Below are 23544 nucleotides of genomic sequence, written 5' to 3'. Positions count from 1 at the left end.
GTGGAGTTGCGGACCTTGTTCGGGTATGCTGGAGCCATCCCAAACAAACAAGGAGGTACACTTCCAATGGCATTTTCTAACAATCTTCAATTCCTCCGCACCCGCCAGGGCCAGACCCAGGAACAGCTGGCCGAGCTGCTGGAGGTCTCCCGCCAATCAGTGAGCAAGTGGGAGAGCGCTCAGAGCTTTCCTGAGATGGACACCATCCTCCGCATCTGCGACCTGTACGGCGTGGACCTGGACACCCTGATGCGGGGCAGCGTGGAGAGCAGTCTGGTGGAGGACACCGCCCAGTACGACGCATTCATGAACCGCTTCTCCCGGCGCATGGCCTTCGCCATCGGGGGCATCATCGCCGGGGTGGGCCTGTGCGGCCTGCTGGACGCAAAAGGCGTTTCCGAGTACCTGATCTTTGCCGTCCTGCTGCTGATCATCGCGGTCTGTACTGTGGTCATGGTGGCCAGCTCTCTCTAGCGGGATAATTTCTGCAAGCAGTATCCGGTCATTACCGACTTCTACACAGAGCCGGAAAAACAGGCGTTCCGGCAGAAATTTGTCTGGTTTATCTCCGGGGGTGTGGGGGCCATCCTCCTTGATGTGGCCCTGCTGCTGCTGTTTTTCGCCAAATTTCCCGAGGAGGAGCCTTTCGAGTCTTATGCCATGTCCATGTTTCTGCTGATCGTGGCTGGAGCAGTGACCGCCTTTGTCTACGCCGGCATCCAGGAGGAGAAGTACAAAATCGACGAGTACAACCGGGACAACAACCCCACCCCGGAGGTGAAAAAGCGCAGGGCGCTGATTAACACCGTCTGCGCCGCGCTGATGACGCTGGTCACCGCCCTCTATGTGGGGCTGGGTCTGGCTCTGGATCTGTGGCGCACCGCCTGGTGGGTATTTGCGGTAGGCGGCATTCTGTGCGCCGTGGTGAACATTGTACTGGACCCCTATCGGAATGAAGATTAGCCCTTGACAAATACGCCCCATCCGTTATAATAGTCCACACAGGTGTCTTGACACCTATGTGGACTATTTTTGTGTAAAAGAGGAGACTGAGATGAAGAAATTTCTGCAGCGGAAGAATATTGTGATCTCCGCCAAACGCTATGGCATCGATGCCCTGGGGGCCATGGCCCAGGGCCTGTTTTGCTCCCTGCTCATCGGCACCATCATCAAGACTCTGGGCCAGCAGCTGGGTTTGACCTTCCTGACGGACATGGGCGGCTTTGCCTCCGCCATGTCCGCCCCCGCGATGGCAATCGCCATTGGCTACGCCCTCCAGGCTCCGCCCCTGGTCCTGTTCTCCCTGGCGGCGGTGGGCCAGGCGGCCAACTCTATGGGCGGCGCCGGAGGCCCGCTGGCGGTGCTGTTTATCGCCATCCTCGCCGCTGAAATTGGCAAGGCGGTGTCTAAGGAGACCAGAATCGACATTTTGGCCACCCCCGCCGTCACCATCTTCGTGGGCGTAGTCCTGGCTTACCTGATCGCGCCCCCCATCGGCTCGCTGGCCGACGCCTTTGGCACCCTCATCAATCAAACCACCATGCTCCAGCCCTTCTGGATGGGCATTGCTGTCTCGGTGCTGGTGGGCATCGCGCTGACGCTGCCCATCTCCTCCGCCGCCATCTGCCACACCTTAAGTCTGGTGGGCCTGGCCGGTGGAGCCGCCGTGGCGGGCTGCTGTGCTCAGATGGTGGGCTTCGCCGTCATGTCCTTTCGGGAGAACCGCTGGGGCGGGCTGGTTTCCCAGGGGCTGGGCACCTCTATGCTCCAGATGGGCAACATCGTAAAAAATCCCCGCATCTGGATTCCGCCCACCCTGGCCTCCGCCATCACCGGACCCATCGCCACCTGCCTGTTCCGGCTGGAGATGAACGGCGACCCCATTAACTCGGGCATGGGCACCTGCGGCCTGTGCGGCCAGCTGGGGGTGTGGACCGGCTGGCTGGCCCCCAGCGAGGCGGCTGTGACAAAGGTGGGGGCGGCGGCAGTCAGCCCCACCGCGTTCCACTGGATCGGGCTGGTTCTGATCTGCTTTGTCCTGCCCGCAGTGCTGTCGGTCATTTTCTGCGAGATTTGCCGCAAGGCTGGCTGGATCAAGGAGGGCGACCTGACCCTTCCCCAATAAGGAAAACGATGCAAAAAGGACCCGCTTCCGTTGGGAAGCGGGTCCTCTGTCTTGCCGGTTAACCCTTGAGGCTCTCGGCCCAGGCGGCGTACTTCTCCACCTTGGCCTCGGCCTCCTCCTTGGAGGCGCCGTTGGCCAGGATGTACACCTTGACCTTGGGCTCGGTGCCGGAGGGACGGACGATCAGGCTGGTGCCGTCAGACATCTCGTACCGCAGGACGTTGGAGCCGGACAGCTCCATAGCGGACGTTTTGCCGCACTCCACGCAGACCACGCTGCCGTCCTTGTAGTCCTTCTGCTCCTTGACCGCCACACCGGCAATCTCCACCGGGGGCTTTTCCCGCAGGCCGGCCATCAGCTCGGCCATCTTCTTCAGGCCGTCCAGGCCGGGCATGACCAGGTTCATGGTCCGCTCGCTGTAGTAGCCGTACTTCTCATACAGGGCCAGCAGGGCGTCGTACAGGGTCATGCCCTGACCGGCGTACCAGGCGGCCATCTCGGACAGGGCTACCGAGGCGGTGACGGCGTCCTTGTCCCGGACGAAGGAGCCCAGCATGTAGCCGTAGCTCTCCTCGTAGGACATGATCACGTTCCCCTCGCCGGAGCCCTCCAGCTGGTCCTTCTTCTGGGCCAGGAACTTAAAGCCGGTGAAGGTGTCGAAGCACTGCAGGCCGTTGACCTCGGCCACCTTGCGGGCCATCTCGGTGGTAACGATGGTCTTCAGCGCCACCGGCTTCTCGGGCAGCTTGCCCACCCGCTTCATGGCGCCGATGAGGTAGTCCAGCAGCAGCACGCCGGTCTGGTTGCCGGTGAGCACCTTAAACTCGCCGTTTCCGGTGTTGACCATGATGCCCACCCGGTCGGCGTCGGGGTCGGAGCCCAGGATGAAGTCGGCCCCCTCCTTTTTGGCAATCTCCACCGCCAGAGCGAAGCCCTCGGGGTTCTCCGGGTTGGGGGAGACCACCGTGGGGAAGTTGCCGTCGATGACCATCTGCTCGGGGACGCAGATGACGTGCTGCATACCCAGCCGCTTCAGGGCCTCGGGGATGAGCTTGTGGCCGGTACCATGGAAGGGGGTGTAGACCATCTTGAAGGTGCCGGCCACCTTGTCCACCGCCGCCTTGTCGTTGACCTGGGCCATCACGTTGGCCAAAAATTTCTCGTCGGTCTCCTGGCCCATAATGACGATCTTGCCCCCGGCCACCGCCGTGTCGTAGTCCGCCGTCTTGACGCAGGCGAAAACGTCCAGCTCCTGCATCTTCTTGGCCACCTCATCGGCGTGCTTGGGGGGCAGCTGAGCGCCGTCCTCCCAGTAGACCTTGTAGCCGTTGTACTCCTTGGGGTTGTGGCTGGCGGTGACGTTGATGCCCGCGATGCAGCCGTACTCCCGGATGGCGAAGGACAGCTCGGGGGTGGGGCGGAGGGACTCAAACAGGCGCACGGGGATGCCGTTGCCCGCCATGACGCAGGCGGCCTCCCGGGCAAAGGTGTCCGAGTTGTTGCGGCAGTCGAAGCAGATGGCCACACCCCGCTGGACGGCCTCGGGACCCTCCGCCAGGATGACCTCGGCAAAGGCTTGGGTGGCGTGGCGGATGACGTGGACGTTCATCCGGTAGGTACCGGCCCCCATGGTGCCCCGAAGGCCGGCGGTGCCGAACTCCAGCTGGGAGAAGAAGCGGGATTCGATCTCCTTCTCGTCGTTCTTGATGGCCTCCAGCTCGGCCTTCTCCCCGGCGGACAGGGCGGGACTGGCGAGCCAAGCTTCGTAAGTATCACGATAGGACATATTGACATACCTCCAGTGGCTGAAATTTTACATTTACCATTGTACCACAGGGGGGACAAGATTGCCAGAGCTTTTTTGTGAGAATTTACAATTTCAGCCGGGCCATGTCCTCGGGCAGGGGAACGGTGAATTGGAGCCGTTCCCCGGTGATGGGCTGGCGGAAGGAGAGGTATCCCGAGTGGAGGGCCGGACGGCCGATCAGCTCCCGATCTTCGGCGCCATAGAGGAAATCCCCGGTGAGCGGGTGGCCGGTGTGGGCCATGTGGACCCGGATCTGGTGGGTACGGCCCGTCTCCAGTTCCAGGCTGACCAGCGCCCGGTCCCCCCAGCGGCGCAGCACCCTGTATTTTGTGCGGGCGGGCTTGCCGTCGGGACGGACCATCTGTTCCATGAGGGAGCCGGGCTTCGGCCCCAGAGGGGCGTCGATGACCCCGGCGGGCGGGTCCGGGACCCCCTCGCACACCGCCAGATAGACCCGGCGGAAGTCCTTGGTGTGGAGCTGATTTTTCAGCAACTCCTGGGCGTGGGGGTGCTTGGCGGACACCAGAAGACCGGAGGTCCCCCGGTCCAGCCGGTGGACGGGGTGAAAATCCGCCTCCTGCCCCGACGTTTCGTAATAATGCACCAGAAAATTACCTAACGTATCATCAAAGTGCCCCGGCCCTGGGTGGACAGACACTCTTGGGGCCTTGTTCAAAACGATCAGGTCCTCGTCCTCGCAGACGATATCCAGCGGTCCCGGCGCAGGGACGATGCCGCTGTTTCGGACCGGGTCGGACAGCCGCACCGACAGCACCTGCCCCGCCTCCGGGCAGAACCGGGTGTTCACCCGGACCCCGTCCACCAGGATGCCGTCCTCCAGCCATTTGATGCGGCGCACTACCGTCCCGGACAGCTGCAAATGGCGCTTCAGTAAGGTATCCACCTTGATACCCGCCAGCTCCGGCGTGACGGTCAGCTCCAGCCGGCGGCTCACAGCTTTCTGGACAGCCACAGGCTGGACAGGAAAAAGACGGCGGTGTAGAAGAATATGACCCCCACCAGGGCGTAGTAGGCCTCCATGCTCAGGGGCAGGACGATGAACAGGGACAGCGTCACCCCGAAAATGGTGAGTCCCCCCGCCATTTGCGCGGCGGTGCGCATGATGTGCATCGCCCGCTCGTCCGTCTCTTTGATTTTGGCCTTCCGCTGAGCCTGGGGATGGGTGAGCAGGTATTGCGTGCGGATAAAAAGAATCAGAGACCCGGCGGTGATGCCGCTGGCCGCGCCCAGATAGAACCCCTGGGCATGCTCGGACAGATGGCTGTCCGGCACCAGCAGAAAATAGCACACGAAGCCCACCAGGCCAATGCACAGCATCCCAATCGCCGCCCAGCGGCGCTGTTTTAAGGATTTTTTATAGTCCCCGCCGCCTGTCAAAAGTTGTTTTACCAGCATATTCGGAGTCCTCCTTACATCTTCTTGTTCCAGCGGTGAATGTTGATCATATAGAAGGTACAGTGGAGCACGATCACGACGGACACGGCCACGCCCCACAACCCGCCTACGAAAATCTGGATGACCATAAACACCGCCCACAGCATGTACAGCGTCCAGTACCAGGAGGACATGGCCGCCTTCTCCCGGATGGCCACGTTCCGTTCATCGTGTTCGCTCCGCTCATACTCCTTTTGCTGCTCCGGGGACATCCGGATGCGGCTTAGCGCGATTCCAACCGCCCCGAAGCCCAAAAGGACCCCGCCCAGGGTAAATAGCAAAAGGCTGAGCTGCTCCTTGATCCGCTCCCCCAGCAGGAACGTGGCCAGAATCAGAACCCAGGCCGCCGCAAACATCACATAGGGGGCCGCTTTTTTCAAACAGTCTTTCATGGAATCTCCTCCTCAAACAGAAATACTTCCTCAATGGTCATGCCGAAATACTTCGCAATCTTGTGGGCCAGCAGCAATGAGGCGTTGTACCGGCCGCTCTCCAGGGATATGATGGTCTGCCGGGTGACGTCCACCCCGTCGGCCAGCTCCGCCTGAGAGATGCGCCGGGCCTTGCGCAGTTCAGCGATTCGGTTGGTCACCGGACCACCTCCTTGTCAAAAATATAAAGCGTGCTTTACTGTCTGAAGTATAGCACGCTTTACATCTGGTGTCAAGGGGGCTTTACATTTCTTTCAAAAAAAGAGGCCCGCCTTCTGGCGGGCCTCAAAAAATGTCCGGCTTATCCCAAAATCGCACCCTTGTCGGCGGAGGACACCAGCCTGGCGTACCTGGCCAGGTAGCCGGTCTTGATCTTGGGCTCGGGACAGACCCACTTGGACCGGCGGGCGGCCAGCTCCTCGTCCGACACCTTCAGGGTGATGGTGTGGGCGGGGATATCGATGGCGATGAGGTCGCCCTCCTCCACCAGACCGATGGGACCACCGGAAGCGGCTTCCGGGGAGACGTGTCCAATCGAAGCTCCCCGAGTGGCGCCGGAGAAGCGGCCGTCGGTGATGAGGGCCACGTCCTTGTCCAACCCCATGCCCGCAATGGCGGAGGTGGGGTTGAGCATCTCCCGCATGCCGGGGCCGCCCTTAGGACCCTCGTAGCGGATGACCACCACGTCGCCCGCCACGATCTTGCCGTCGTAGATGGCCTGGATGGCCTCCTCCTCGCTGTTGAACACACGGGCGGGACCCTCGTGCTGCATCATCTCAGAGGCCACGGCGGACTGCTTCACCACACAGCCGTCGGGGGCCAGATTGCCTTTGAGGACGGCAATGCCGCCCGTCTTGGAGTAGGGATGTTCCAGGGGCCGAATAATCTCAGGATTGCGGTTGACCACACCTTCCAGGTTTTCAGCAATGGTTTTGCCGGTGCAGGTGGGCAGGGAGGTGTCGATCAGCCCGGCCTTGGCCAGCTCGGCCATGACGGCGTAGACGCCGCCTGCCCGGTCCAGGTCCTCCATGTAGGTATCACCAGCAGGGGCCAAGTGGCACAGGTTGGGGGTTTTGTCGCTGATCTCATTGGCCATATCGAAGGACAGCTCAATGCCGCACTCGTGGGCGATGGCGGGCAGGTGGAGCATGGTGTTGGTGGAGCAGCCCAGAGCCATATCGATGGTCTCGGCGTTGTGGAAGGCGGCCTCGGTCATGATGTCCCGGGGGCGGATGTCCTTTTCCACCAGCTCCATGATCTTCATCCCGGCGTGTTTGGCCAAGCGGAGCCGGGCGGAGTAGACGGCGGGAATGGTGCCGTTGCCGCTGAGGCCCATGCCGATGGCCTCGGTGAGGCAGTTCATGGAGTTGGCGGTGTACATACCGGAGCAGGAGCCACAGGTGGGGCAGGCGTTGTTCTCGTACTCCTCCACCCCGGCCTCGTCCAGCTTGCCGGCGTAGTAGGAACCCACCGCCTCAAACATGTGGGACAGGCAGGTGCGGCGGCCGTTATTCAGCGTCCCGGCCAGCATGGGGCCGCCGGAGACAAAAATGGTGGGCACGTTTACCCGCGCTGCCGCCATGAGCAGACCGGGGACGTTCTTGTCGCAGTTGGGGATCATCACCAGCCCGTCGAACTGGTGGGCCATGGCCATAGCCTCGGTGGAGTCGGCAATCAGGTCCCGGGTGACCAGGGAGTATTTCATGCCCACATGGCCCATGGCGATGCCGTCGCAGACGGCGATGGCGGGAAACTCCACCGGAGTGCCTCCGGCGGCCCGGATGCCCGCCTTCACCGCCTCGGCGATCTTGTCCAGATTCATGTGGCCGGGAACAATCTCATTGTAGGAGCAGACCACGCCGATGAGGGGCTTTTCCAGCTCCTCTCTGGTGTAGCCCAAGGCGTAGAGCAGGGAACGGTTGGGGGCGGCGGGAACCCCTTTTTTCACAACGTCAGAGCGCATATGTTTGACCTCCATACTTCTAGTTGTCTGAGTTCTAATCAGTTGTCTGATGTCAGAGTATCATAAGCAGCTGGACATGTCAAGAGGAAATGTGCTAGAATAAGAAAAGCCTCCCCGTTTGGGGAAACGCTTTCAGTCCGAATCCTGCTCCTTTAAACTTTCCAAAGCCCATCGGGTCGCCTCTACAACGAACGCTGAAAACGTAGAATCCTTCCCTTGAATCGCAAGCTCTACCGCTTCGATCACATCATTGGGAAAACGAATCGACTTCGATGTTGTGGGCGGAACAGCCGGTATCTTGAAGTTCCTCATGCATTACACCTCGTATTACATAATGTGCTTTATATCGTATTGCATAATGTGATATAAATATGTAGCGAGAACGCAAGACATACGCATTGCATAGAGACGGAAGTCTTTTTCGATGCTACGAACCAGGAGCCGGCCGACCGGCTGAACGCATCAAGTACACCGCCTTTGAGAACGAGGACATCATGTCCCTGGAAGAAACAATTGGATCGATCCAAGCATTGTTCCAGCATAATTTTTCGGAATAGTAAGGAATGAGCGCACATGGAAAAGCAGAGCCTGTCCCGGCAGACCGCCCGGCGGCTGTACAATCGGATCGCGGCAGAAAAAAAGCTGTCCCCCGGCGAGAAGCTGCCCAACGAGCTGGAGCTGTCCCAGGAGATGGGGGTGAGCCGCACCACCCTCCGGGAGGCCATCCGGGAGCTGGTGACCCAGGGTGTCCTGGAGGTCCGCCGGGGCCGGGGGACCTTTGTCTCTCAGCGGGTGGAGGAGATCAACGATTTTGGGTTTTCTGCTCTGGACCAGGTAAAGGGACAACTGCGGGATCTCTTCGAGCTGCGCGCAGTCTTTGAGCCGGAGATGGCCGCCTTGGCCTGCCGCCGTGCCAGCGCCGAGGAGTTGGCCGACATCCTGGCCCAAGGGGAGCGGGTGGCCGCCGCCATCCGCTCCGGGGCGGACCGGACCCAGGCGGACCGTGACTTCCACACCGCCATCGTGCGGGCCACCCACAACGAGTTTATGACCCGCCTGCTTCCCATCATCAGCCAGGCGGTGGAAGCCGCGATTGTCTCCGGGGAACACAGTGAGCGGCTGGCTGAGCATACCCTTCGGGATCACGCCCTTCTGATGGAGTTTTTCGTCAAACGCGACCCGGAGGGAGCCCGCTGTGCCATGGCGGTCCATATGCATCATGCAATGGACGAAATGGAGCTTGAGATCCGCTGATTTTGTCGCAAAGTTCTACGTTTTGCCCAAAATTTCCAGCCCGTTTTTGCTCCCCGCAAAATACAGACTTGTGTCACGCCCCTTTCGAGCTTGTTTTCGTTGCGAAAACAGGAGGTAATCCAGAAAAACGAGCGGTTTCGATGTAAAAAAGTTTGGACGGTAGATATCTGGTAGACGTCCGGAAACGCAGACCGCCCCCAACCTCCTGCGGCGCAGGAGGTTGGGGGCGGTTTTGGTAGGCGTTTGGTAGACGCACACGAAAACGGTGCACTGTACTCTCATTCAAACAACACAGTGAATCGGTAGGAAAATAAGTTTTGACAATAAGTGGAGAAGATAGTATGATAGGAGAGCTGCAAGGACCAAAACATCATCCGCAGCTATGTCTTGCCGAGGAGAAAAAGAGAGGAGTTTTTACATGAGTGAGACAGGAAAAAAGCGCATCCAGGAGTACATGGACAGCTTGAAGCTCGACCAGCCGGTGACGATCGAGGAATTTCATCAGGCGGTGAAAAGCGCCTACAAGGACCGGAGCACGCAAATCTACTTTATTTGGAAAAAGCTGAAGGAACTCTATCCTGAGGTGGATGCCAACCGGGTCATTCGAGAGGGTTCCTGGGATTTTGGCCTGTGGCAGGGACAGAAAATCGCTGACCAGCTGGGGGCAGAGAACATCGGCCCCATTGAGGCGGTGCTGGGCCAGACCTCCAAGGGCGGCGTCCTCACCTTTGAGCAGGAGCTGCTGGAGCTTGAGGAGGACCGGGCGGTGAAGCTGTTCCGCTGCTGTCCCCATGCCGAGGCGCTGGCGGAGCTGGGGGAAAGTCCGGAAACCATCAAAATGTTCTGCCGGGACATGCTGGGCCACTGTGACTACGCTATCTGCGAGCCCTTTCCCAATGTGGACATCGCCTTCCCCACCACGGTGGCCGATGGAGAGGGAGAGGGCTGCGCCATGACGATCACCAGAACGAAAACCTGAAGCTGTGTTTGATCAAGAAAGGAGATTTTTTCATGACAACTAAACAGGAATCTGTACAGCCAAAGCCCACGCTGCTGCAGGCGGTCGTTCCGCTGTTGGGCCTTCTGATCTGCCTGGGCGGCGGATACGCTGTGATGAAGCTGCCCACCCAGGTCTGTCTGCTGGGAGCCGCCGCAGTGGCGGGCTTTGTGGCCCTGTGGATTGGCATCCGCTGGGAGGACATGCTGGAGGGCATGATCGAAAAGGTCACCGCCTCCTTCGGGTCGATCCTGGTGATGATCTGCGTGGGCGCTATGATCGCCAGCTGGATTTTCTCCGGCACCATCCCCATGCTGATTTACTACGGTATCAAGCTGATTAATCCCCGATTTTTATTCGTCACGGGATTTTTGGTCTGCGCCATCATCTCCACCTTCACCGGCACCTCCTTCGGTTCCGCCGGAACCGCCGGTGTGGCTGTGATGGGGGTGGCCATCGCCACCGGCGCGCCCCTGCCCATTGCAGCCGGCGCGGTCATCTCCGGCGCGGTGTTTGGCGACAAGCTCTCCCCCTTCTCCGACACCACCATGCTGGCCCCGGTGGCCGCCGGCTGTGACCTCTACGACCACATCAAGCACATGATCTATACCACCGGTTCCGCCACCATCCTATCCCTCGCCGTCTACACCGTTGTGGGCTTCACCCTCCCCAAGGAGAGCATGTCCAGCCCGGAGCTGGTCCAGCAGATGCTGGGCACCCTGGAGACCATGTTCCACTTCAATCCGATCCTGCTCCTGCCGCCGGTCATCGTGCTGCTGGGCGCCTTTTTCCATAAGCCGACGGTCCCCTGCATGCTCCTGGCCTCCCTGGTGGGCATCGCGCTGGGTATGGTGTTTCAGGGGTTCTCCTTCGTCACCGGCATGAGCGCCTTTTACAGCGGCTTCAATGTCTCCATGACCGGCTTTGAGGGGGAGGTCATCCCCCAGATCAACACCCTGCTGAACCGGGGCGGCCTGATGGGCATGATGAGCACCGTGCTGCTGATCTTCTGCGCCCTGGCCTTTGGCGGCATCTACTCCCGGAGCGGCTGCGTCACCGTGATCCTGGAAAAGCTGATGAGCGGCATCAAGAGCGTGGGCAGCCTGGTCACCTCCACGGTGCTGGCCACCATCTTCATGAGCCTGGTCACAGGCAGCTCCTATCTGGCCATCCTGGTGCCCGGCGAGATTTTCGCGCCCGCCTACGACACCTTCGGCCTCCACCGGAAAAACCTGTCCCGGACCCTGGAGGATGCCGGCACCTGCGTCGTCCCTCTGGTCCCCTGGGCGGTGGCCGGCACCTATATGGCCAGCACTTTGGGCGTTTCCACCCTGGCATATCTGCCCTGGGCGGTGCTGTGCTACTCCAGCTTTGTCTTCGCTATCATCTTCGCCTTTACCGGTCTGACCATTCGCACGGCCAGCAACGAACCGCTGCGGCGCAAGTGACCGTAAGAGCCGTCCCCCATACTGTCCCATAACAACGCGGCAGGGAGCATGCCAAGCTCCCTGCCGCCTTTCCTTACATACGGCTGATGTAGCCGCAAATCAGCCCGGCGGTCTTCTCCACCCCGATGGAGCCACGCACAGCTCGTACTGGCGGGCGCCGCCTGACGGACGGCGTTCGTGCTGAGGTACAGCTCCCGCATGACGGCGTTCTCATCGGAGTTGATGCCGGAAATAAACTCCTTGGACAGACCGCTTTCCTGGGCGGCCAGGGCGGACATCTCCTTGTAGTAGCAGGAGACGTCCGGGTTCGCAGGACGGTCTGAGCGAAGAGCCACGCCGTGGGGAGCACAAAGACGATCTGCCGGCTCAGGGAGACGATCAGCGACTCCACACCGCCGTCCAGGGCCTGAAACATCCCCTGCATAGCCAGATTGGCCCCGGCAAACACAAAGCTGACGAAAATGATGCACATTGCGCTGACGCACAGCGCCTCCGTCTCGCCGTTCAGACCGAACACATGGGCACAGGGCACCGCAAACAGCTCCACCGCCGCCGTGCCCGCCAGCATGATGGCAAAGGTATAGAGCTGCCCATATTTGATTCCCTCCCAAATGCGGGGCTTGTTCCCCATGCCGTTGGCAAAGGCGACGATGGGGGTAATGGCGTCCCGCAGGCCAAAGGCCGCAAACAGGATGAACTGCTGAATCTTGTAATACAGTCCGTAGGCGGTCACCAGGGACTCCCCCACCGCCACCAAAATGATGTTCAGGCCGTAGGTCATAACCGACATCAGCGCCTGGGCGATAATGGCCGGCAGGCCGATGGCGTAGATCCCCGGATGATTGTGCCGTTTGGCTTGTAGTACCGGAGGCTGTGGGACATCACCCTCCGGTTCACCTGCAGGTGGAACAGCAGGCCCAGAAGCCCCAAGACCCACTGGCCGGTCACCGTAGCATAGGCCGCTCCCCTCGCCCCGAATTCAGGGCAGCCCAGCAGACCGTAGATCATGACGGGGTCCAGGACGATGTTGGTCACAGCGCCGGCCACCTGGGCGACGGTAGAGTGCACCGAGTGGCCGGACGCCTGAAGGAGCTTTTCGTAGGTCGCGAACAGCATCAGCTTTGAAACCGGGGCCCGCCCCATCTTATCCTCTTTTTCCGGTCGCTGCATTGGAACTCAATACCTCCTAAATAAAATGTATTCCGGTAAATCCGCGCAAAAAAGCAACGCGCAGCAATCAACCGGAATTACGCGGTGACGCTACACGTTGCGAGACCTAGTGTACCAAAGAAAGCCCCGAAAAGTCAAGCCCTGTTTTGGGACCTTTTCAAAATTTTTTCAGCGCCTCCTCCACGCTGGAGCAGGTGGGAAACCGCTCCTTCAGCTGCGGATGGGCGGTATCCATGATATAGGGCCGCCCCACCAGCGACAGCATAGGGACGTCGTTAAAATTATCTCCAAAGGCCGCAACCTGGTCCAGGCTGATGTTCAGCCTCCGGCACAGCTGCTTCATGCCGGTCCCCTTGTCCGCCAGGGTAAAGTCCAGCCACGCCTCCCCCGCTACCGCGGCCCGGAACCGGCTCTCCCATTTGGGGCACAGGGCCGCCTGCACCTCCTCCAGCGCCTGGGGACAGTAGGCGGAGACCTTGATTATGTCCTCCGGCACCTCCTCCGGCGAGGCGGCCAGGCAGACGTTATTGCCCGTAAACCAGCGGATGTGCGCCTCAAAATCCGACCCTTTCGGGCACAGATAGCTTGTATTGACCCCCGAAATCAGCACCTCCGCCTGGGGCAGCGCCAGGATGTCCCGGCTCAGCTCCTCCGCCAGAGCCCGGTCCATCACCGTCTTGCTCCACACCGGGCCGGGACTGCCGGGGCCATAGACCGCCGCGCCGTTCTCACACAGAAAGGGAATCCGGTCCGCCACCGGGGCGAACAGCCGCCGCAGGCTCTGGTACTGCCGCCCGCTGGCGGGACAGAAAAGCACTCCCTCCCGCTCCAGCCGGCGAATGTGCTCAAACAGCTCCGGGGAGATCTCCATCGCCCCATTCCGCAGCAGGGTCCCGTCAATGTCGCTGGCGACCAGCCGCACAGCCTCCCGCATCATCCTCACTCCTGTTCTCCGCCCCGCAGTCCAACACCTCCCGGAGGCGGACTCTGGTCCGTTCCGAAAGGTGTGTGGGGTGGATATGATCTGTTTCAGTGTTCCCGCAGCTGCTTCATGGACTCATTCGCCCAGACCACCTGGTTCCGGCCCAGCTTTTTGGCGTCGTACAGCATGGTGTCCGCAATGCTCAGGCAGGCCTCGTAAGAGCTGTCCTGCCGGGGGACCATGGTGACCCCTCCGATGCTGACCGTCACCCAGGTGGACACCTCCGGGTTGTGAGGGATATGCAGGTCCTCCACTACCTGGCGGATGTGCTTCATATGGAGGAACGCCTTGTCGGAGGGATCGCCCACCATAAAGGCCACAAACTCCTCTCCCCCATAGCGGGCGAAGAAGTCGGTGCTCCGCCGCAGGTTGGAGGCCACCGTCCTGGCCACCGAGGTAATCACCTTATCCCCGGCGGGGTGGCCGAAGGTGTCATTGTACACCTTAAACTTATCGATATCCATCATGCAGACGGAAAAGGGGACCTGGAGGCGGGCGGCCTCCTGCCACTTTATTGCGCTGTAGTGGTCATGGCGGCGGCGGTTGGCCACACCGGTGAGCTGGTCGGTCATGGACTGGGCCTCCGCCTGCTTGCGGTACTGATACAGCTTGATGTGGGTGTGTACCCTGGCCTTGACGATCAGCGGGTGGAAGGGCTTTGTGATATAGTCCACCGCGCCCAGAGTCAGGCCCAGCTTCTCATGCTCGATGGCGGCCAGGCTGGTGATCAGGATCACGGGGATGTATTGGGTGATGACCTGCTCCTGCAGGGTCTTCAGCATAGCAAAACCGTCGGTGTCCGGCAGGATCACGTCCAGCAGGATCAGGGAGTAATCGCCGGAGGCGGCCCGGCTCAGGCCATCCGCCGCCGTATGAACAATCGTAGTCTCATAGTCCTCCTCAATGATGGCCTGCAGCTGGGTAGCCTGCACAAGGCTGTCATCTACAATCAATACTTTTTCCATCTCAACAACTCCTTGCCCGGGGCATCATGGTTCCTCTTTATCCTAACAAAACACCCTTAGAAAAGCAACATTTATTATATGCCGAATGGGAGGAAATAGCAAGGGATATTTCGTGAAAATCCAAAAAAGGGAATTGACAAACGGGGCCGGATGGGGTAAGATAGTTTGCAATCATCAAAAAGCAATGACCGGGACAGTAGGCTTGTCCAGAGCCGCAGAGAGGGCGCGGCTGGTGTAAGCGCCCGCAACGGACATGTCCGAAGGTCACCCGCGAGCAGTCCGGATGAAAGGCCGCAGGGACGGCCCAGTAAGCCGGAACGGTTACCCTCCGTTAACGGGGCAATGAGCGCATGGCCAAGGCCATGAATTTAGGTGGTACCACGGAGCGCCGGCTTCGTCCTATCGTGTTGGATGGGACGGAGCCTTTTTGTTTTTCCGCCTACATATTTATCGGAGGTGACCTTCTATGAACGGAGCACAGGCGCTGATCGAGAGCTTAAAGCGGGAGCACGTAACTCACATATTCGGCTACGCCGGAGCCACCATCTGTCCGGCGGCAGACGCCCTGATGGACGTGCCCGAGATCGGCTATACCCTGGTGCGGACCGAGCAGAATGCGGGGCACATGGCCTCAGGCTACGCCCGGGTGAGCGGCAAGGCGGGGGTGTGCATGGTCACCTCCGGTCCGGGAGCCACCAACCTGATCACCGGCATTGCCACCGCTTACATGGACTCCATCCCTATGGTGGCCATCACCGGTCAGGTGCCCAGCCACCTGCTGGGCCGGGACATCTTTCAGGAGGTGGACATCACCGGCGCGGTGGCCCCCTTCTCCAAGCACAGCTATCTGGTCAAGGACCCCGACCAGATCCCCCGGATCGTCCGGGAGGCCTTCCATATCGCCTCCACCGGCCGGCCCGGCCCTGTCCTCATCGACATCCCCATCGACGTGCAGGAGCAGCAGCTGAAGCACTTTGACTGGCCGGAGACGGTGAATATCCGGGGGTACAAGCCCAGCGTAAAGGGCAACGACCTGCAGATCAAGCGGGTGGTGGAGGCCATCGCCGGGGCGAAGCAGCCCATCATCTGCGCCGGAGGCGGCGTATGGCTGGCGGACGCCAAGGAGGAGCTGCTGGAGCTGGCGGAGGGGACCGGCATCCCGGTGGTCAAGACCATGATGGGCATCTCCCTCATGCCCACCGATCACCCCCTGAACATGGGCATGATCGGCGCCCACGGCAACCACTGCGCCAATAAGGCCCTGGCCAAGTCCGACCTGCTGATCATGGTGGGCACACGGGCCGCCGACCGGGCCATCGTCCAGCCCGACGAAATCCAGCGGCGCATGGCCACCATCCACATCGACGTGGACCCGGCAGAGATTGGAAAAAACATGCAGGCCGCCGTCCCCCTGGTGGGCAATGTGAAGGTCATCCTCCGGCAGATGCTGGACCTGGGCGTCACTGCCCCCGACTGCACCGAGTGGCGGGCCCGGCTGGCCGACTACCGCAGGGCGGAGCTGAGCCGTCAGTTCCCCCAGCGGCCCGGCTCCGTCTTCCCCGGCACCGTGATGCGGAAGCTGGGGGCGGCGCTGGACGACGACGCGGTGGTGTGCGCCGACGTGGGCCAAAACCAGATCTTCACCTGCAAATACCTGCCCCAGAAGCATGGCCGTCTCCTCACCAGCGGCGGCTTGGGCACCATGGGCTATGCCCTGCCCGCCGGGGTGGGGGTCAAGGTGGCCCAGCCGGAGAAGCAGACCGTGGTGGTCTGCGGCGACGGCTCCTTCCAGATGGCCATGAACGAGCTGGCGGCGGTGAAGTGCGCCGGAATGGACCTTAAGATCCTCCTGTTCCGCAACAACACCCTGGGGCTGGTTCACCAGATTCAGAGCAAGGCCCCCTACCACGGCCCCTTCGGGGTGGACCTGGATGGCTCCCCCGACTTCGAGGCCATTGCCGCCGCCTACGGCATCCCCAGCCTGGTGGTCTGCGGCGAGGACGAGCTGGACGAGGCCATCGGCCGCTTCCTCGGGGAACCCGGCCCCTGTCTGATGATCTGCCAGGTCCACCCCGACGTGGCCACCACCGACTAAAGGAGGGCGAAGATGAAACAGACCATTTCCGTTCTGGTGGAGAACCAGGCCGGCGTGCTCAACCGCATCACCGGGCTGTTCTCCCGCCGGGCGTTTAACATCGATTCCCTGGCTGTGGGGGTCACCGACGACCCCTCCATCTCCCGCATCACCATCATCGTGGACAGCGGCAACAGCGTGGTGGAGCAGGTGGAAAAGCAGCTGAACAAGCTCATCGAGGTTATCAAGGTGCGCACCATCCCCGAGGACAACATGATTGGCCGGGAGCTGGTCCTGCTCAAGGTGAACGCCACCAACAAGACCCGGCAGGACATTATGACCATCTGCGATATTATGGGGGCCAAGGTGTCCGACATCTCCCCCAGCTCCATGACCCTGGAGCTGTCCGACACCCCCGACCGCATCGATACCTTCGAGGCCATGCTCCGTCCCTTCTCCATCCTGGAGGTGGTCCGCACCGGGGTTATTGCCCTGCAAAAGGGCGGGGGGAAGATATGAAGCTTTTCGGGAAAAAGAAGTATCAGATTACCCCCATTGAGTTGGTCAAGTGGGCCGAGCCGCTGTTCGGGGATGAGGAAGCCCCCGCCCAGGGCCTTTCCCAGGAGCTGGTCGCCTCCTATGAGGCGGCGGCAGGCTTTCAAATCCCCGCCGCCCTGCGGGAGTACTATCTGGCCTGCGGCAAGGCCAGCCTGAACGAAATGCTCCACCCCATTCTGACCCCGGACAAGGACGCCAAGCCCTTTGGCGGACATCTAAGCTTCTCCCATGATTACATTGAGGACGCCATGCTGGATTTCAGAAGGCACAACGAGACCGGAAATGAGGAACAGGAGCGGCTGTGGGCGCTGCCCAAGGAACGCTGGGGTGAACAGCTGGACAATTACCTGATGTTCTGGCGGGAGAACCAGGGGTGCTGGTATGCGGGCATCCGGAGACAGGACCTGGACCAGCCCGACCCGCCGGTGTACTTCAATGACCAAGATACTATGTACCACTGGGCACCCTTTGGTGATTCTGTCTCCTCCTTCCTGATTGCTACCATCCTTGAGGTCATGGAGGATGAAACCACCGCAGATGCCGACACCTTCGAGGACCCGGACGAGATTCAAGGAGTTCTGGCGGAGGCCGGCGTGGATTTCCAGCGCTTGTGTGAGCCCTACCCCTTCCCCGGCGGACGCTTCTGCCACACCTGCCTGGACACCGGGACCAACACGCTGTATGTCTATGGCGAGGAGGCGGAAAACCGTCCCGCCTACTTGAAGGTAATAAAACACTGGGAAGAGGATTGAAGGAGGCGTTTTTATGGGCTGTCTTGGCGGCTTTCGGGCCATTACCAAGGAAGAACTGGACAAGCTGCGGAATGTACCCAGAGAGGACCGGGTGCCCGACTACCTGGACGAGATGGAGCAGGAGGACTCCTGCGACCTGGACAAGGCCTGGGACGCCATCCACCGGGCGCTGACCAACGGAAAGCTGGAATACGGCGGCAAGAACGCCCCCGGCTGCTGGGTAATTCTGGGCGGCGAGGTTCTCCGGGGCGACCGGGAGGGGGAGGAGGACTACATTGTCACCTGCAAGAACCCCCACCAGGTGCAGCGCATTTACGCATTCCTCCAGGAGCTGACCGAGGAAACATTCCGAAAGCTCTACTTTGCCATTGACCCTAAGGAGTACGGTATGGAGTTGGACGAGGACGACTTTGAGTACACCTGGTATTATCTGTCGGATTCGATTCCATTCTGGAAAAACGCGGCGGAGCAAGGGCTTTGGGTGCTGTTTGATGTGGATCAGTAAGGAAAACTGACAGGTTTCTGCCCAAAAGGCCCCCTTGCGAAAGGGGGCTGGCACGGCGAAGCCGTGACTGGGGGATTCGTTCCCCACACGCCTTTCCCATCACCGGAATCCCCCCGCCCCCTGCGGGGGCACCCCCCTTTGGCAAGGGGGGCTTAACCCTATCGAAAAGAGGCGAAATAATGAAAATCAGAGCGACCGCGGCCATCATGGAGTGCCTGCTGGAGCAGGAGGTGGACACCGTCTTCGGGTATCCCGGCGGGACCATCCTGAATCTCTATGACGAGCTGTATAACTACAGGGACAAAATACACCACGTTTTGACCGCCCATGAGCAGGGCGCGTCCCACGCCGCCGACGGCTACGCCCGGTCCACTGGGAAGGTGGGGGTGTGCTTCGCCACCAGCGGCCCCGGGGCCACCAATCTGGTCACCGGCATTGCCACCGCCTATATGGACTCCTCCCCCATCGTCTTCATCACCTGCAACGTCACCGAGCAGACCCTGGGCAAGGACGCCTTCCAGGAGGTGGACATCACCGGCATCGCCATGCCTATCACCAAGGCGGCCTACCTGGTCCGGGACGCCCAGACCATCCCCGACGTAATGCGCCAGGCCTTCGCTGTGGCGGCCACCGGCCGGCCCGGTCCGGTGCTCATCGACTTTGTGAAAAATGTCACCTTCCCCAACGTGGAGATCGACTACGAATTTGTCCCCTGGACCGAGAACCGGAAGTGCGGCAGTCTCCGGTCCCTGGCCAGCAGCCACGATTTGAAGACGCCCGAGCCCAACCTGGGAGACATCGACGTTCTGGTGGACATGATCGTCCAGGCGGAAAAGCCTCTGCTGATCTGCGGCGGCGGCGTGGTCCGGGGGCGGGCCCACAATGAGTTCCGGACATTTGCCGAAAAGCTGGACGCCCCGGTGGCCATCACCGTCATGGGCGGGGGCGGCTTCCCTGGCGGACACCCCCTCACTGCCGGCATGATCGGAATGCACGGCTCCCAGGCCAGCAACGTGGCCTGCAACGAGTGCGATCTGCTCATCGCCGTAGGCTGCCGGTTCTCCGACCGGGTGGCTCTCCAGCCGGACACCTTCGCCAGTCAGGCGAAAATCGTTCACATCGACATCGACCGGTCGGAGATCGACAAAAACGTCCTCACCGACCACCACATCATTGGCTCCGCCAAGCGGGTGCTGGAGCTGCTCAATGAGCGCCTGCCCCAGTACAGCCATCCGGAGTGGAAGGAGCATATCCTCCCCCTGCGGGAGCCCTCCGTCCCCCGGCAGAGCGAGACCCTGACGCCCAAGCAGGTGCTGGAGACCATCCGCCGTCTGGCCCCCCAGGACGCCATCGTGGCCACCGACGTGGGCCAGCATCAGATGTGGTCCATCCAACACTTCCACTTCGACTACCCCGGCCAGCTCCTCACCTCCGGCGGCTTCGGCACCATGGGCTTTGGCCTGGGGGCGGCCATCGGGGCCAAGGTGGGCAATCCGGACAAGGTGGTGGTCCACACCACCGGCGACGGCTGCTTCCGCATGAACTGCCATGAGCTGGCCACCGTGGAGCACTACCATCTGCCCATCATCACTGTGGTGTTCAACAACGGCACCCTGGGCATGGTGCGCCAGTGGCAGAATCTGATTTACAGCAAACGCTTCTCCGAGACCACCCTGGACCGGGGCCCCGACTTCGTCAGGCTGGCGGAGGCCTATGGCCTGAAGGGCTTCCGGGCCACCACCATGGCGGAGATGGAGACGGCCTTCCAGGCCGCCCTGGAGGCGGGATGCGGCTGCGTCATTGACTGCGTGCTGGACATAGACGAGATGGTCCGGCCCATGGTGGCAGGCGGCGCGCACATCACGGATTTTCTGTTAAAGTAAGGGGGCGGACAGGATGAAACGTGAATTTGACACCCAGAAGAAAGAATACACCCTGTCGATCCTGGTCCAGGATATACCAGGCGTATTGAGCCAGGTGGCCCGGCTGTTCTCCCGGAAGGGATACAACATCGAGTCCATCGTCTCCGGCGAGACGGACAAACCCAACGTCACCCGGATCACCATCGTCCTGCTGGCCGACGAGCTGATGATCAATCAGATCGCCGACCAGTGCCGCAAGCTGATCCCCGTGCTGGCGGTGAAGATCCTGGACGAAGGCACCTCCATCCAGCGGGAATTTTCCCTGATCAAGGTCTACGCCGCCGACCGCAACGCCAGGGATGAGGTCATCCAGATGGCCAACATCTTCCGGGCCAACATCATCGACGTCAGCCGGGAGACCCTCACGGTAGCCATCTTCGGGGACAAGGAGAAGACCGCGGCACTCACCGGGATGCTGGCCGATTTCGGTATCCTGGAGATCGCAAAAACGGGTACCATCGCCATCGAAAGAGGGCGCAGCACCATATATGACGACAACAAACTCAAGGAGGAATACAACTATGGCAAAAATGTACTATGAGAAGGACTGCGACATCAACTATCTGGACGGCAAGAAGATCACCATCATCGGCTACGGCTCCCAGGGCCACGCCCACGCCATGAACCTGAAGGACTCCGGCTGCGATGTGTGCGTCGGCCTGCGGGAGGGCTCCAAGAACTGGGCCGCCGCCGAGAAGGCCGGTCTGAAGGTTATGACCGTCTCCGAGGCCGCCAAGTGGGGCGACATCGTGATGATCCTCATCAACGACGAGGTCCAGGCCGACGTCTACAAGAAGGACATCGCCCCCAACCTGGTGCCCGGCAACATGCTCATGTTCGCCCACGGCTTCAACATCCACTTCAAGCAGATCGTTCCCCCCGCCGGGGTGGACGTGTCCATGATCGCCCCCAAGGGCCCCGGCCACACCGTGCGCTCCCAGTATGTGGCGGGCAAGGGCGTGCCCTGCCTCATCGCCGTAGAGCAGAACGCCACCGGCGACGCCTATAAGCTGGCTCTGGCCTACGCGGCCGGCATCGGCGGCGCCCGGGGCGGCGTGATGGAGACCACCTTCCAGGACGAGACCGAGACCGACCTGTTCGGCGAGCAGGCCGTCCTGTGCGGCGGCGTGGTGGAGCTGATGAAGCTGGGCTTCGAGACCCTGGTGGAGGCGGGCTACGCCCCCGAGAACGCCTACTTCGAGTGCATCCACGAGATGAAGCTCATCATCGACCTGATCAACAAGGGCGGCGTGGCCATGATGAACTACTCCATCTCCGACACCGCCGAGTACGGCGAGTATGTCTCCGGCCCCCGCATCCTGCCCTACGAGGAGACCAAGAAGAACATGAAGGCCGTCCTCACCGACATCCAGGACGGCGTGTTCGCCGGAAAGTGGATCGCCGAGAACAAGAACGGCCGCACCTTCTTCAACGCCAAGCGGGCTCAGCTGGCCAAGCACCAGATGGAGACCGTGGGCGCCGAGCTGCGCAAGAACATGCTCTGGGGCGACGACACCGACCCCGATACCGCCTCCAACTAAAGAAAAATGGGCCGCCCCATGGGGCGGCCCTTCTTCTATGTATGCGGTCACATGGCGTCCTCATCAATGACCTGCGCCTTGATCAGATTGGTGCAGCCGCTCTTGCCCAGGGGGATGCCGGCGGTGATGACCACCACGTCGCCGTGCTGGACCAGCTTCTCCTTCACCGCCACCTCGGTGGCCAGAGAGAAGATGCGGTCGGTGGAGGTGACCTCCCCGGTGAGGTAAGGGGTCACGCCCCAGGAGATGTTCAGCTGGCGGCGGACCTTTTCGTGCATGGTAAGGGCGGCGATGTGGCAGGCCGGGCGGAACCGGCAGATCATCCGGGCGCTGCGGCCCGAGTTGGTGGCGGCCAGGATGGCCTTGGCCTCCAGGTCCATGGCGGTGAGGCAGCAGGTGTGGGTGATGGCGTCGTTCAGGTCGGAGCTGGTCAGGATGCGCTGCTTCTGGAACTGCTTCCAGTAGTCGATGGCGCCCTCGGTCTCGGTGACAATGCCCACCATAGCCTGAAGGGCCTCCACCGGGTACTTGCCCCCGGCGGTCTCGCCAGAGAGCATCACGCTGCCGGTGCCATCGTAGACGGCGTTAGCCACGTCGGACACCTCCGCCCGGGTGGGCCGGGGGTTGCGCATCATGGAGTCCAGCATCTGGGTGGCGGTGATGACCGGCTTGCCCGCCTGGAGGCCCTTGCGGATCATCTGCTTTTGCAGGATGGGCACCCGGGCGGCGGGAATTTCCACACCCAGGTCGCCCCGGGCCACCATAATGCCGTCGGCGGCGGCCAGGATCTCGTCCAGGTTGTCCACGCCCTCCTGGTTCTCGATCTTGGCGATGATCTTTACATCGTCCCCGCCGCACTCGTGGAGGACGGCCCGAACAGCCTCCACGTCCGCCGCCCGGCGGACAAAGGAGGCGGCAATAAAGTCGAAGTCGTTCTCCACACCGAAGCGGATGTCCGCGATGTCCTTCTCGGTGAGGGCGGGCAGCTGGATATGGACCCCGGGGATATTGATGGACTTGTTGGCGGACAGGGTGCCGCCGTTCTCCACGGTGCAGATGATTCTAGTGTCCTCGATGCGGTCCACCCGGATGGCCACCAGGCCGTCGTCAATGAGGATCTCCTGGCCGGGGGCCAGCTCCTCGTGGAGCTTGGGGTAGGTAACGGACACCCAGCCCTGGTTGCCCACCACCTCCTCGGTGGTCAGGGTGAAGGTGTCTCCCGACTCCAGGGTGATGGATTTCGTCTCAAAGCTTTTGATGCGGATCTCCGGCCCCTTGGTGTCCAGAATGGTGGCCACCGGGCGGCCCATGGAGTCCCGGACGCTTTTCAGCATGTTCACCCGTTCCAGGTGCTCGGCGTGACTGCCGTGGGAAAAATTGAACCGGGCCGCGTCCATGCCGGTGCGGATGAGGGTGCGGATCAGCTCCTCGTCATCCACTGCGGGGCCCAGGGTACAGATGATTTTTGTTCTTCTCATAGTGATTACCTCCTTCGGGTATCGTTCTTCATTCATTGCGGACGCCCCTATGTTACAGGAAAAAAACCGGATTGGATAGGGCAGATTTTCATAAAAATCCAGCTTCCGCCGGAAAAA

The 23544-nt window shown here is 61.1% G+C and carries 25 protein-coding genes and 1 other annotated feature; of the genes, 13 read left to right on the top strand and 12 right to left on the bottom strand.

Features of this window, described 5'->3' with window-relative positions; translation table 11 throughout:
• The first annotated feature begins 66 nt into the window (after positions 1-66).
• The 3 genes from VV088_RS19365 to VV088_RS19355 all read left to right on the top strand — a co-directional run bounded on the left by VV088_RS19365 (position 67) and on the right by VV088_RS19355 (position 2125).
• Positions 67-474, top strand: a complete 408-nt coding sequence (locus tag VV088_RS19365) for a helix-turn-helix transcriptional regulator (protein ID WP_334602299.1) — start codon at positions 67-69, stop codon at positions 472-474.
• A gap of 102 nt (positions 475-576) precedes the next feature.
• On the top strand, positions 577-963 hold the full coding sequence (locus VV088_RS19360; RefSeq protein ID WP_334602298.1) for a hypothetical protein: 387 nt from the start codon (positions 577-579) through the stop codon (positions 961-963).
• 91 nt (positions 964-1054) lie between these two features.
• The gene (locus tag VV088_RS19355) at positions 1055-2125 is read left to right on the top strand and encodes a PTS transporter subunit IIC (RefSeq protein WP_334602297.1); all 1071 of its coding nucleotides are present in this window, start codon (positions 1055-1057) and stop codon (positions 2123-2125) included.
• A gap of 58 nt (positions 2126-2183) precedes the next feature.
• Here VV088_RS19355 and VV088_RS19350 read toward each other — a convergent pair whose 3' ends face one another.
• The 7 genes from VV088_RS19350 to VV088_RS19320 form a co-directional block, all read right to left on the bottom strand.
• On the bottom strand, positions 2184-3911 hold the full coding sequence (locus VV088_RS19350) for a phospho-sugar mutase (RefSeq protein ID WP_334602296.1): 1728 nt from the start codon (positions 3909-3911) through the stop codon (positions 2184-2186).
• 85 nt (positions 3912-3996) lie between these two features.
• On the bottom strand, positions 3997-4887 hold the full coding sequence (locus VV088_RS19345; protein WP_334602295.1) for an RluA family pseudouridine synthase: 891 nt from the start codon (positions 4885-4887) through the stop codon (positions 3997-3999).
• Positions 4884-5348, bottom strand: coding sequence for a hypothetical protein (locus tag VV088_RS19340; protein WP_334602294.1), 465 nt, complete (start codon positions 5346-5348; stop codon positions 4884-4886). Before VV088_RS19340 ends, VV088_RS19345 begins: the two co-directional genes overlap by 4 nt.
• A gap of 14 nt (positions 5349-5362) precedes the next feature.
• Positions 5363-5779 carry a hypothetical protein gene (locus VV088_RS19335; protein ID WP_160572460.1) on the bottom strand — a complete coding sequence of 139 codons (417 nt, stop codon included), beginning with the start codon at positions 5777-5779 and terminating at the stop codon, positions 5363-5365.
• Positions 5776-5979, bottom strand: a complete 204-nt coding sequence (locus tag VV088_RS19330; protein WP_325228829.1) for a helix-turn-helix transcriptional regulator — start codon at positions 5977-5979, stop codon at positions 5776-5778. The genes VV088_RS19335 and VV088_RS19330 overlap by 4 nt, the downstream gene beginning before the upstream one ends.
• Positions 5980-6119: 140 nt before the next feature.
• On the bottom strand, positions 6120-7781 hold the full coding sequence (gene ilvD, locus VV088_RS19325) for a dihydroxy-acid dehydratase (RefSeq protein ID WP_334602293.1): 1662 nt from the start codon (positions 7779-7781) through the stop codon (positions 6120-6122).
• Positions 7782-7913: 132 nt separating this feature from the next.
• Complete coding sequence (locus tag VV088_RS19320) at positions 7914-8093, bottom strand: YlcI/YnfO family protein (RefSeq protein WP_325228835.1); 180 nt, start codon at positions 8091-8093, stop codon at positions 7914-7916.
• A gap of 261 nt (positions 8094-8354) precedes the next feature.
• On the opposite strand from VV088_RS19320, the gene VV088_RS19315 reads away from it, so the two are divergent.
• From VV088_RS19315 to nhaC, 3 genes are all read left to right on the top strand, one after another.
• Complete coding sequence (locus VV088_RS19315) at positions 8355-9035, top strand: FadR/GntR family transcriptional regulator (protein ID WP_334602291.1); 681 nt, start codon at positions 8355-8357, stop codon at positions 9033-9035.
• A gap of 418 nt (positions 9036-9453) precedes the next feature.
• The gene (locus VV088_RS19310; protein ID WP_334602290.1) at positions 9454-10014 is read left to right on the top strand and encodes a hypothetical protein; all 561 of its coding nucleotides are present in this window, start codon (positions 9454-9456) and stop codon (positions 10012-10014) included.
• 32 nt (positions 10015-10046) lie between these two features.
• Entirely contained in the window at positions 10047-11480 is a 1434-nt protein-coding gene (gene nhaC / locus VV088_RS19305) for a Na+/H+ antiporter NhaC (protein WP_334602289.1), read from the top strand.
• A 73-nt stretch (positions 11481-11553) separates the two neighbouring features.
• Here nhaC and VV088_RS19300 read toward each other — a convergent pair whose 3' ends face one another.
• The 4 genes from VV088_RS19300 to VV088_RS19285 form a co-directional block, all read right to left on the bottom strand.
• Complete coding sequence (locus VV088_RS19300; protein ID WP_334602288.1) at positions 11554-12270, bottom strand: MATE family efflux transporter; 717 nt, start codon at positions 12268-12270, stop codon at positions 11554-11556.
• Positions 12270-12650: a polysaccharide biosynthesis C-terminal domain-containing protein gene (locus tag VV088_RS19295; protein ID WP_334602287.1), complete on the bottom strand. Its 381-nt coding sequence runs from the start codon at positions 12648-12650 to the stop codon at positions 12270-12272. The genes VV088_RS19300 and VV088_RS19295 overlap by 1 nt, the downstream gene beginning before the upstream one ends.
• Positions 12651-12807: 157 nt before the next feature.
• Entirely contained in the window at positions 12808-13587 is a 780-nt protein-coding gene (locus VV088_RS19290) for an HAD family hydrolase (RefSeq protein WP_334602286.1), read from the bottom strand.
• Positions 13588-13679: 92 nt separating this feature from the next.
• Positions 13680-14597 (bottom strand): diguanylate cyclase, encoded by a 918-nt coding sequence (locus tag VV088_RS19285; RefSeq protein WP_334602285.1) that lies wholly within the window; start codon positions 14595-14597, stop codon positions 13680-13682.
• A gap of 175 nt (positions 14598-14772) precedes the next feature.
• Positions 14773-15002 (top strand) — a binding site (T-box leader).
• Positions 15003-15063: 61 nt separating this feature from the next.
• Between VV088_RS19285 and ilvB (VV088_RS19280) the strand changes: the two genes are divergently transcribed.
• From ilvB (VV088_RS19280) to ilvC, 7 genes are all read left to right on the top strand, one after another.
• Complete coding sequence (ilvB, locus tag VV088_RS19280; protein ID WP_334602284.1) at positions 15064-16692, top strand: biosynthetic-type acetolactate synthase large subunit; 1629 nt, start codon at positions 15064-15066, stop codon at positions 16690-16692.
• A gap of 12 nt (positions 16693-16704) precedes the next feature.
• A complete protein-coding gene (gene ilvN, locus VV088_RS19275) occupies positions 16705-17190 on the top strand; it encodes an acetolactate synthase small subunit (RefSeq protein ID WP_334602283.1) in 486 nt (161 codons plus the stop codon).
• A complete protein-coding gene (locus tag VV088_RS19270; RefSeq protein WP_334602282.1) occupies positions 17187-17981 on the top strand; it encodes an SMI1/KNR4 family protein in 795 nt (264 codons plus the stop codon). Before ilvN (VV088_RS19275) ends, VV088_RS19270 begins: the two co-directional genes overlap by 4 nt.
• A gap of 13 nt (positions 17982-17994) precedes the next feature.
• Positions 17995-18486, top strand: a complete 492-nt coding sequence (locus VV088_RS19265) for a YfbM family protein (protein ID WP_334602281.1) — start codon at positions 17995-17997, stop codon at positions 18484-18486.
• A 179-nt stretch (positions 18487-18665) separates the two neighbouring features.
• A complete protein-coding gene (gene ilvB / locus VV088_RS19260; protein WP_334602280.1) occupies positions 18666-20369 on the top strand; it encodes a biosynthetic-type acetolactate synthase large subunit in 1704 nt (567 codons plus the stop codon).
• A 13-nt stretch (positions 20370-20382) separates the two neighbouring features.
• Positions 20383-20949: an acetolactate synthase small subunit gene (gene ilvN / locus VV088_RS19255; protein WP_334602278.1), complete on the top strand. Its 567-nt coding sequence runs from the start codon at positions 20383-20385 to the stop codon at positions 20947-20949.
• A complete protein-coding gene (ilvC, locus tag VV088_RS19250; RefSeq protein WP_334602277.1) occupies positions 20930-21949 on the top strand; it encodes a ketol-acid reductoisomerase in 1020 nt (339 codons plus the stop codon). The genes ilvN (VV088_RS19255) and ilvC overlap by 20 nt, the downstream gene beginning before the upstream one ends.
• Before the next feature lie 47 nt (positions 21950-21996).
• On the opposite strand, the gene pyk is transcribed toward ilvC, so the two are convergent.
• Positions 21997-23427, bottom strand: a complete 1431-nt coding sequence (gene pyk, locus VV088_RS19245; RefSeq protein WP_334602276.1) for a pyruvate kinase — start codon at positions 23425-23427, stop codon at positions 21997-21999.
• Between the last annotated feature and the right edge of the window lie 117 nt (positions 23428-23544).

It is taken from the genome of Lawsonibacter sp. JLR.KK007, from assembly GCF_036941135.1.
GTDB lineage: Bacteria > Bacillota > Clostridia > Oscillospirales > Oscillospiraceae > Lawsonibacter.
Note: the sequence above shows the minus strand (reverse complement) of the source record. Positions and strands in the feature narration are given on the sequence as shown.

Coding starts and splice junctions, on each gene's coding strand:
- VV088_RS19365 (WP_334602299.1), top strand. CDS start 67: ATGGCATTTTCTAACAATCTTCAATTCCTCCGCACCCGCCAGGGCCAG.
- VV088_RS19355 (WP_334602297.1), top strand. CDS start 1,055: ATGAAGAAATTTCTGCAGCGGAAGAATATTGTGATCTCCGCCAAACGC.
- VV088_RS19350 (WP_334602296.1), bottom strand. CDS start 3,911: ATGTCCTATCGTGATACTTACGAAGCTTGGCTCGCCAGTCCCGCCCTG.
- VV088_RS19340 (WP_334602294.1), bottom strand. CDS start 5,348: ATGCTGGTAAAACAACTTTTGACAGGCGGCGGGGACTATAAAAAATCC.
- VV088_RS19335 (WP_160572460.1), bottom strand. CDS start 5,779: ATGAAAGACTGTTTGAAAAAAGCGGCCCCCTATGTGATGTTTGCGGCG.
- ilvD (WP_334602293.1), bottom strand. CDS start 7,781: ATGCGCTCTGACGTTGTGAAAAAAGGGGTTCCCGCCGCCCCCAACCGT.
- VV088_RS19320 (WP_325228835.1), bottom strand. CDS start 8,093: ATGAGGAACTTCAAGATACCGGCTGTTCCGCCCACAACATCGAAGTCG.
- VV088_RS19315 (WP_334602291.1), top strand. CDS start 8,355: ATGGAAAAGCAGAGCCTGTCCCGGCAGACCGCCCGGCGGCTGTACAAT.
- VV088_RS19310 (WP_334602290.1), top strand. CDS start 9,454: ATGAGTGAGACAGGAAAAAAGCGCATCCAGGAGTACATGGACAGCTTG.
- nhaC (WP_334602289.1), top strand. CDS start 10,047: ATGACAACTAAACAGGAATCTGTACAGCCAAAGCCCACGCTGCTGCAG.
- VV088_RS19300 (WP_334602288.1), bottom strand. CDS start 12,270: ATGTCGGTTATGACCTACGGCCTGAACATCATTTTGGTGGCGGTGGGG.
- VV088_RS19295 (WP_334602287.1), bottom strand. CDS start 12,650: ATGCAGCGACCGGAAAAAGAGGATAAGATGGGGCGGGCCCCGGTTTCA.
- VV088_RS19290 (WP_334602286.1), bottom strand. CDS start 13,587: ATGATGCGGGAGGCTGTGCGGCTGGTCGCCAGCGACATTGACGGGACC.
- VV088_RS19285 (WP_334602285.1), bottom strand. CDS start 14,597: ATGGAAAAAGTATTGATTGTAGATGACAGCCTTGTGCAGGCTACCCAG.
- ilvB (WP_334602284.1), top strand. CDS start 15,064: ATGAACGGAGCACAGGCGCTGATCGAGAGCTTAAAGCGGGAGCACGTA.
- ilvN (WP_334602283.1), top strand. CDS start 16,705: ATGAAACAGACCATTTCCGTTCTGGTGGAGAACCAGGCCGGCGTGCTC.
- VV088_RS19270 (WP_334602282.1), top strand. CDS start 17,187: ATGAAGCTTTTCGGGAAAAAGAAGTATCAGATTACCCCCATTGAGTTG.
- VV088_RS19265 (WP_334602281.1), top strand. CDS start 17,995: ATGGGCTGTCTTGGCGGCTTTCGGGCCATTACCAAGGAAGAACTGGAC.
- ilvB (WP_334602280.1), top strand. CDS start 18,666: ATGAAAATCAGAGCGACCGCGGCCATCATGGAGTGCCTGCTGGAGCAG.
- ilvN (WP_334602278.1), top strand. CDS start 20,383: ATGAAACGTGAATTTGACACCCAGAAGAAAGAATACACCCTGTCGATC.
- ilvC (WP_334602277.1), top strand. CDS start 20,930: ATGGCAAAAATGTACTATGAGAAGGACTGCGACATCAACTATCTGGAC.
- pyk (WP_334602276.1), bottom strand. CDS start 23,427: ATGAGAAGAACAAAAATCATCTGTACCCTGGGCCCCGCAGTGGATGAC.